Origin of the sequence: Reyranella sp. (assembly GCF_050185545.1) — a bacterium.
Lineage (GTDB): Bacteria > Pseudomonadota > Alphaproteobacteria > Reyranellales > Reyranellaceae > Reyranella.
This window is the reverse complement of the sequence record NZ_JBFWZI010000110.1, coordinates 17,122-24,863: the sequence shown is the minus strand read 5'-3', so window position 1 is coordinate 24,863 and position 7,742 is coordinate 17,122. Positions and strand designations below refer to the sequence as shown.

Genomic DNA, 7,742 nt, shown 5'->3' with positions numbered 1-7,742 from the left:
GGTGAAGGCGCGACATCAATTCCTTGCCCCTCGGGGTGAGGAAGAGGGCGCGCGAGCGGCGGTCGTTCTCGGTCGGCATTCGCCGAGCCAGCGAGCGCTCCTCCAATTCGTCGATCATGGCCACCAGGTTCGTCTTCTTGATGCCAAGGGCATCGGCGAGCTGGGTCTGGCTCAGCCCCGGATTGTGCTCGATCACCGTTAGGACCGAATATTGAGCCGGTCGCACCTCCTCCTTCGCGAACAGCTCGAAGAAGCGTTGAAATACCACGATCTGGGCACGCCGCAGCAGATAGCCGACGCTGTCCTCGAGGGGCCCGAAATCAATCGCAGCCGCCGTTTCCGGCGCAGCCTGCTTTTCCTTTCGTCTGGGGGAGCTCACGTTCCAACACCTCTCGGCGCGGTGCTTGCGCCGGATCGCCCGAATGCCGTTCAACGAACTGTTGACGGAGTAAAGTAGTTATGTAGCATAACCATTAACCTCTGGGCGAATTGTACGGCCACCTCGAAAGACTGCCGACACGCGAAGTCGCCGCGATGATGGAGGACTCGTGAGTCGTATCGTCGCTGAACAACCTGGGAGGAAACATAATGTCCAAGCATAGCCGCCGCAGCCTGATCCGCGCATCGGGCGCCGCCGTCACTCTCGCCACGCTGGGTTCGTTTGCCGGCCGCGCCGGGGCGCAGGGCGGCCAGCCGCTCGATGTCGTCAAGATCGTCACGGGCTTCCCACCCGGCGGCACGACCGACACGCTCAGCCGTCGTGTCGCCGAGCATCTGCGCGGCGGCGCCTATGCCAAGACCGCACTGGTCGAGAACAAGCCGGGCGCCGGCGGCCAGATCGCCGTTCAGGGCATGAAGGGCGCGCCGACCGACGGCAGCGTCCTGCTGCTGACGCCGGCCTCGATGCTGATGATCTATCCGCACATCTACAAGAAGCTCGCCTACGCCTTCACCGACGTGACCGCCGTCACGCTCGGCTGCGTCTTCGACTTCGGATTCTGCGTCGGTCCCGCCGTGCCCGACAGCGTCAAGGACATCAAGGGCTTCCTCGCCTGGTGCAAGGCCAACCCCGACAAGGCCAATTACGGCTCGCCGGCAGCCGGCTCCGTTCCGCACTTCATCGGCGTGCTGCTGGGCCAAGCCGGCGGCGTCGACCTGAAGCACGTGTCCTATCGCGGCTCGGCGCCCGCCGTGGCGGACCTGGTCGCGGGCCAGATCCAGGCGGTGTCGGCGCCGGTCGGCGAGTTCACGCAGCAGGCCAATGCCGGCAAGATCCGGTTCCTGGGCGTTTCCGGCGCCACGCGCAGCCGCTTCGCGCCCAATGTCCCGACCTTCACCGAGCAGGGCTACAAGGATCTGGTGTTTTCGGAGTGGTTCGGCTTCTTCGCGCCGGGCGGCACGCCGGCGCCGGTCGTGATGCGCGCCAACGAGGCGATACGCGCGGCGTTAGCCAAGAAGGATGTGATCGATGGCTTGGCGGTGATGGGTCTGGAGGCCAAGTCGTCGACGCCGCAGGAGCTCGCGACGCTCCTGAAGGGGAGCTACGACCGCTGGGGGCCGATCGTGAAGAAGATCGGCTTCTCCGCCGACTCCTGATCGGATACCGCCACCGTCGCAGCGGAACTGCTTGCTGGCAGGCGACTTCATTCCTGGCAGGTGTCGCCCGCCGGAGGATCGCACATTCTCGAAGCCCGACCGGGGGCACCATCGCCAACACCCAAGCCGGCGATGCAGAGATCATGCCCACGGCTACATCGCCTTGGCAAAGATGCCACGCTCCTTTCGGAACGGTCCCACCTCGATCTTCAACCTGCTCCCGTAGCGGGTGATGAATCTTCGCCGCATTTCGTAGGCAACTTGACCATTCTCCTCGAGCGCGACCGCGCCGCCCGCGAGCGCCTTTTCCAATTCGCTGCGCGCCCTTGCCACATCCGGGCCCGAGCCGCCGGCGAGGAGCGAACGGAACTCCGGCCCGAGATGGCGCGCAGCGACGGCCGGATCGGTCGCGATGCTCCAATCCACCGCGGCGATGCCTGAAGTCCGGTCATAGCCGGCGAGGCGGCTCGTCAGGGTCCGGCCGGCCGGCAAGACATAGGCGCTGCCGCCCTGCCAATTCTCGCTGGTGACGGGCGCGCCGTCCGGGCGCATCCCCATTGCGTAGCCGCCGCTGATCAATGACAGGGTCGGGCCAAACGCATTCGCGCCCCGGACCGCGTCCAGCCGGTCGAGGACGTCCGGCATGAGCAGGGCCTCGTCGGCCGAGATGCGGGTCGACAGCGCACGTTTCAGCTCCGCCTTGACGTTGGGCCAATCCACTACCTCCTGCACGAAACCGCCGCGCCGATCGAGCCGCACGGCTCGGGGGCGGCCTTCGGCGATCCGGGCCAGGGTGAGGAAAAGGGACGATCCTTCGCCCTCCTCGATCCTGATGTCGGAGATCGTGAGCGTCGCAGGCCAGACCTCGCCGTCCGGTTCGCCCAGCGCGAGCGTCAGGGTGTGGCGCCACTTCAGGTACGAACGCAGCTTTGCCCCGCCCCACGATTTCTCGCCCTCGGTCACATCGTACGCGATGGTGCTTCGCGGTTCGGGGCGGAAGTAGAAGGCGAGGCGCGTGTCAGTCGGCTGGCCGAGCGCCGGCATTACCCCGAGCAGGGGACAAAGCAGAGGAACAACAAGGAGCAGGCGACGGCGGACCATCATCTTCGTAAGAGCGCTCCTGGCGCCGGCCGCTGTCCGGCCGCAAGCTGATCCAGCGCTCGAACGATAGACTGCACGGGCGACAGTAGCCAGGGGATTGCCTGCGGTGGCTATCGCGTGGTGACTGGCCAGGATGGCGGCGACCTCCCGGTGTTTCAACTCAATGCGATCACGGTGCGCGGACACGCGCCATTGCCAGAGACCCGGCGCGGCCCTAAATACCCTCCTGCATCAGGAGTTGGGGCGACGCCCAACGCCGACCGGCCTGTCCGGGCAAGGTGGCACTCCGCAGGAGGACGTGGCCCAAGTCGGCAATCGAGCGGACCAGGCTTCGTGCGTCGACCCACAGGAGGACGACGCAAAGTGCCCATCAAGATTCCCGACACGTTGCCCGCCCGCCGGGTCCTGGAAGCGGAAGGCGTCGCGGTGATGCGGGAAAGGGATGCGATCCGCCAGGACATTCGGCCGCTCAGGATCGGGCTGCTCAATCTCATGCCGGACAAGATCAGCACCGAAACGCAACTTGCCCGGTTGCTCGCGGCGACGCCTCTGCAGATCGAGCTGACGCTTGTGCGAATCACGGAGCATGTTTCCCGCAATACCTCGGCCGACCACATGGCGACCTTCTATAGATCGTGGAGCGACGTCAGCGGCAACCGCTACGACGGCTTCATCATCACGGGCGCGCCGGTCGAGCGGCTGGCGTTCGAGCAGGTGAGCTACTGGCGCGAGCTCCGTTCGATCCTCGACTGGACGCAAACACACGTCCATCGCTGCTTGACGCTCTGCTGGGCGGGCCAGGCTGCCCTCTATCACTTTTACGGGACGCCCAAGCACGAGCTGCCGCGCAAGGCCTTCGGCGTGTTCGCGCACCGCAATCTCGTGCCCGAGTCGCCCTATCTGCGCGGCTTCGCCGACGTATTCGACGTCCCCGTCTCGCGCTGGACGGAGAACGTCAGGGCCGATGTCGAGGCCACCGCCGGACTCACGATCCTCGCGGAGAGCGATGACAGCGGCCTCTGCCTCATCGACGATCCGCGCCGCCGCATGCTGCACATGTTCAACCATCTCGAATACGACACGAAGACCCTGGCCAAGGAGTACGAGCGCGACGGCGGCACCCAGCTGCCCTTGAACTATTTCCCATCCGACGATCCGGGCATGCGTCCGCGGAACCGCTGGCGCAGCCACGGTCACCTGCTGTTCGGCAATTGGATCAACGAGATGTACCAGACCACGCCGTTCGACGTAGACGCGATCGGTGCCGCGACGGCCGTCGACGCTGCCGCCGAATGAAGCCCGTGAGTTTCCAGGCTTCGATGTCGAGGTAACCTCCGTCCCAGGTGATGCTCGTTCGCTGGGAGCGCGCCAACAGCAAGAAACAAGGTCCGCCGGGAGCGCACCGCTCGTAGGCACTAACTTTACCCTTCGACATCGAGTCTTCGCTGGGAGCGCGCCACTCCGTGGCGCTCTTCTTGATGATTACACAGCCCATGAGCGCCATCGGAGTTGACCACCGGCCTGATGGCCGACCCTTGAGGATGAAACTCACGGCCGTGAGCGCGCCTCTCCGTGGCGCTCATGGCTGGACCGCGGGCGTCTCGCCCGCTCATGAATCATGAGAAGAGCGGGCGAGACGCCCGCGGTCCAGAAGAACATGAGCGCCACGGAGAGGCGCACTCCCAGCTATGAAGTCGATGGCGCCGGAAGCACGCCAGTGCTGGCGGAGAAGCCGGCGGCCAACACGGGTCAGCGCCCGCCCTTTTGCCCGCTCAAGCCGGCCCGCCGCAAGGCGTCGGCCATCGCGCCTCCCGGGGTGCCGGCCTTGACGGGCTGCACGGCTGCCTGGCCGCGCCTGGAAGCGCCGCCACCTTCAGTGCGGGCGGACCGTGCCTGCTCGCTGCCGGCCTGGTCATCGAGCCGCAAGGTCAGGCTGATGCGCTTGCGCGGCTTGTCCACGTCCAGGACCTTCACGCGCACGATATCGCCCGGCTTCACCACGGCGCGCGGATCCTTCACGAAGCTCTTCGACATCGCCGACACATGCACGAGCCCATCCTGGTGAACGCCGATATCGACGAACGCTCCGAATGCGGCGACATTGGTGACGACACCTTCGAGCACCATGCCCGGCACGAGATCGTTGAGCGTCTCGATGCCGGCCTTGAACTCCGCCGTCTTGAAGGCGGGACGCGGATCGCGTCCCGGTTTCTCCAGCTCGCGCAGGATGTCGGTAACGGTGGGCAGGCCGAACCTGTCGTCGACGAACGCATTCGGGGACAGCGTCCGCAAGACGGGGGCGTTGCCGATCAGAGCGTCGATCCTGCTCTTGGTCGCCGCCATGATCCTGCGCACCACCGGATAGGATTCGGGATGCACGCCCGACGCGTCGAGCGGATCGTCGCCGGCGGCGATACGCAGGAAGCCGGCGCACTGCTCGAACGCCTTGGGACCAAGCCGCGGCACGTCCTTCAGCGCCTTGCGGGAGCGGAAAGCACCGTGCGTGTCGCGATGGGAGACGATGCTCTGGGCCAGCGCCGGACCGATGCCTGATACGCGCGCCAGTAGCGGCGCCGACGCCGTGTTCAGGTCCACACCCACGCCGTTGACGCAGTCCTCGACCACGGCGTCGAGCGATCGCGACAGCTTGAACTCGCTGAGATCGTGCTGGTACTGGCCGACGCCGATCGACTTCGGATCGATCTTCACCAGTTCCGCGAGCGGATCCTGTAACCGGCGCCCGATCGACACCGCGCCGCGCAGCGTCACGTCGAGGCCGGGAAGTTCCTCCGACGCATAGGCCGAAGCCGAATAGACCGACGCACCGGCTTCCGACACCACGACTTTGTGCAGCTTGAGCTCCGCCAGGCCCTTCAGCAGCTCGGTCGCGAGCTTGTCGGTCTCGCGCGAGGCGGTGCCGTTGCCGATCGCGATCAGCTCCACCTTATACTCGCGTACGAGCCTCGCCAGCACGGCGAGCGCCTCGTCCCAGCGCCGCTGCGGCTCGTGCGGGTAGATCGTGCTGGTTGCCACCACCTTGCCGGTGGCATCGATCACCGCGACCTTCACGCCGGTCCGATAGCCGGGGTCGAGCCCCAGCGTCGGCCGCGCGCCCGCGGGGGCGGCGAGCAGCAGGTCACGCAGGTTGGCGGCGAACACCCGCACCGCTTCTTCCTCGGCCGCTGTCCAAAGACGCAGCCGGAGGTCGACCGACAGCATGATGATGATCTTCGTGCGCCACGCCCAGCGCACGGTTTCGGCGAGCCATCTGTCGCCCGGCCGTCCGCGGTCGGAGATGCCGCAGGTGTGCATGATGCGCAGCTCGTAGGCGCTCACGACAGGACGCGTCGCAGGATCGTCCGGCTCTATCGTCAGATCGAGGATTTCCTCCCGCTCGCCGCGGAACAGCGCCAGCACCCGGTGCGAGGGCATCTTGGCGAGGGCTTCCGAGAAGTCGAAATAGTCGCTGAACTTGGCGCCTGCCTCATTCTTGCCCTCGCGCACTCGGGAAACCAGGCGCCCGTTCGTCCAGAGTTCCTCGCGCAGAGCGCCGATCAGGTCGGCATTCTCGGCGAAGCGCTCAGTCAAAATGGCGCGGGCACCGTCGAGCGCCGCCGCCACATCGGCGACGTTCCTGTCAGCTGAAACATAGGGCTCCGCGCTGACGGCGGGCACCCTGTGAGGCTCGCTCAACAGCAGGTCCGCGAGCGGCTCCAGTCCGGCTTCCCTGGCGATCTGGGCTCTCGTCCGACGCTTGGGCTTGTAAGGGAGATAGATGTCCTCGAGGCGGCCTTTGCTGTCTGCGGCCATGATCGCCGCTTCGAGCGTGGCATCGAGCTTTCCCTGCTCGCGGACGGACTCGAGGATGACCGTGCGCCGCGCTTCCAGCTCGCGCAGATACCTCAGCCGCTCTTCGAGCGTACGAAGCTGCGCATCGTCCAGCGATCCCGTAGCTTCTTTGCGGTAGCGCGCGACGAAGGGCACGGTTGATCCACTGTCGAGCAGATCGACCGCGGCCTGGACCTGTTGCTCCCTGACCCCGAGTTCTTCGGCGATGCGCGCCTGGATCGAAGCCACCAAGAAACACCTCCCCGGTCGGATGCGAGAGATACCGTCGCCACGTCGGGCCGCGGATATGAACGACTGACCTGTGGTTCTTCAAGTTGTTTGTTGGTTTCCACGAACTGCCGCCTTTAGGCCCCAATTGCGACGCAGTCCAACGTGTGTTGCGGGGAATGCACACCCAGAGCGTGAAGATGTCACGCCTACTTGTTCCGATGCGGCGATGGTCTAAATGATGCCCCCAAGGCTACGGCCAGCAATTGCCCGCGAGGAGAGATTCCGTGTCGTCGTTCGTCCACCGTCGAAGCATGCTGCGTTTGACCACCGGGGCAGCCGTCATCGCCCTCACTGGTCCGGGCTTTGCCGTTATCGTGTCCGGGCAGGCGGCGGCAGAGCAGGATCCCGCCGCCCAAGTCGTCCAGAGGGCGGCGGACCAAGTGATCGCGGCCGCCAGAGCCAATGTCGGTGCAGCGCGCGAGGCCGGCATCAAGCGGGTGCTCGAGGCCTACTTCGATCTCGCCTATATGGGCCGCCAGACGCTCGGCAATTACTGGAATCAGACCACGCCCACGCAACGCGAGCGCTTCCTCAAGGCCAATGCGACCGCCGAGGCTCGAGCCTATGCGGAGCGTTTCGGCCAATACCGCGGCCAGACGGTGACGGTGGGGCGCGTCAATACCCGCGGAAGCGGCGTGTCCATCGTCGACAGCACGCTCAACCAGAGCGACGGCGGTCCGGTCGCCCTCCAGTGGGAGGTGCGCAATGAAGGCCAAGGCCCGCGCATCGTCGACGTCAAGTCCGAGGGCGTCAGCATGACGCTGACCCGGCGGGGAGATTTCATTTCCTACATTCGCAATCACGGCGGCCAGGTGGAACCGTTGATCACCGAGCTGGAAGCCCGCGCCAGCCGGTGAACGGTCGGGCGGCAGCACGCAACGAACAATCAGGTTCATGCTCTTCCGGACCGCGAGCGTCCCGCTCGC

Annotated in this window: 6 protein-coding genes; 3 read left to right on the top strand and 3 right to left on the bottom strand. The window is 65.9% G+C overall.

The annotated features are described in order from the left end of the window. On the bottom strand, positions 1–379 hold a 379-nt coding region (locus AB7O82_RS24495), incomplete at its 3' end, for a MarR family winged helix-turn-helix transcriptional regulator (RefSeq protein ID WP_428620370.1). Positions 380–588: 209 nt separating this feature from the next. On the opposite strand from AB7O82_RS24495, the gene AB7O82_RS24490 reads away from it, so the two are divergent. Next, entirely contained in the window at positions 589–1,596 is a 1,008-nt protein-coding gene (locus tag AB7O82_RS24490; RefSeq protein ID WP_428545696.1) for a Bug family tripartite tricarboxylate transporter substrate binding protein, read from the top strand. 153 nt (positions 1,597–1,749) lie between these two features. Here the strand turns inward: AB7O82_RS24490 and AB7O82_RS24485 are convergent, their stop codons facing one another. After that, the gene (locus AB7O82_RS24485; RefSeq protein ID WP_428620369.1) at positions 1,750–2,700 is read right to left on the bottom strand and encodes a hypothetical protein; all 951 of its coding nucleotides are present in this window, start codon (positions 2,698–2,700) and stop codon (positions 1,750–1,752) included. 360 nt (positions 2,701–3,060) lie between these two features. On the opposite strand from AB7O82_RS24485, the gene AB7O82_RS24480 reads away from it, so the two are divergent. Next, positions 3,061–3,993: a homoserine O-succinyltransferase gene (locus tag AB7O82_RS24480; RefSeq protein ID WP_428545702.1), complete on the top strand. Its 933-nt coding sequence runs from the start codon at positions 3,061–3,063 to the stop codon at positions 3,991–3,993. A gap of 453 nt (positions 3,994–4,446) precedes the next feature. Here AB7O82_RS24480 and AB7O82_RS24475 read toward each other — a convergent pair whose 3' ends face one another. After that, on the bottom strand, positions 4,447–6,774 hold the full coding sequence (locus tag AB7O82_RS24475; RefSeq protein WP_428545744.1) for a Tex family protein: 2,328 nt from the start codon (positions 6,772–6,774) through the stop codon (positions 4,447–4,449). A 266-nt stretch (positions 6,775–7,040) separates the two neighbouring features. Here AB7O82_RS24475 and AB7O82_RS24470 point away from each other — a divergent pair, with 266 nt between their 5' ends. Beyond that, positions 7,041–7,673 carry an MlaC/ttg2D family ABC transporter substrate-binding protein gene (locus AB7O82_RS24470; RefSeq protein WP_428545705.1) on the top strand — a complete coding sequence of 211 codons (633 nt, stop codon included), beginning with the start codon at positions 7,041–7,043 and terminating at the stop codon, positions 7,671–7,673. Positions 7,674–7,742: the final 69 nt, after the last annotated feature.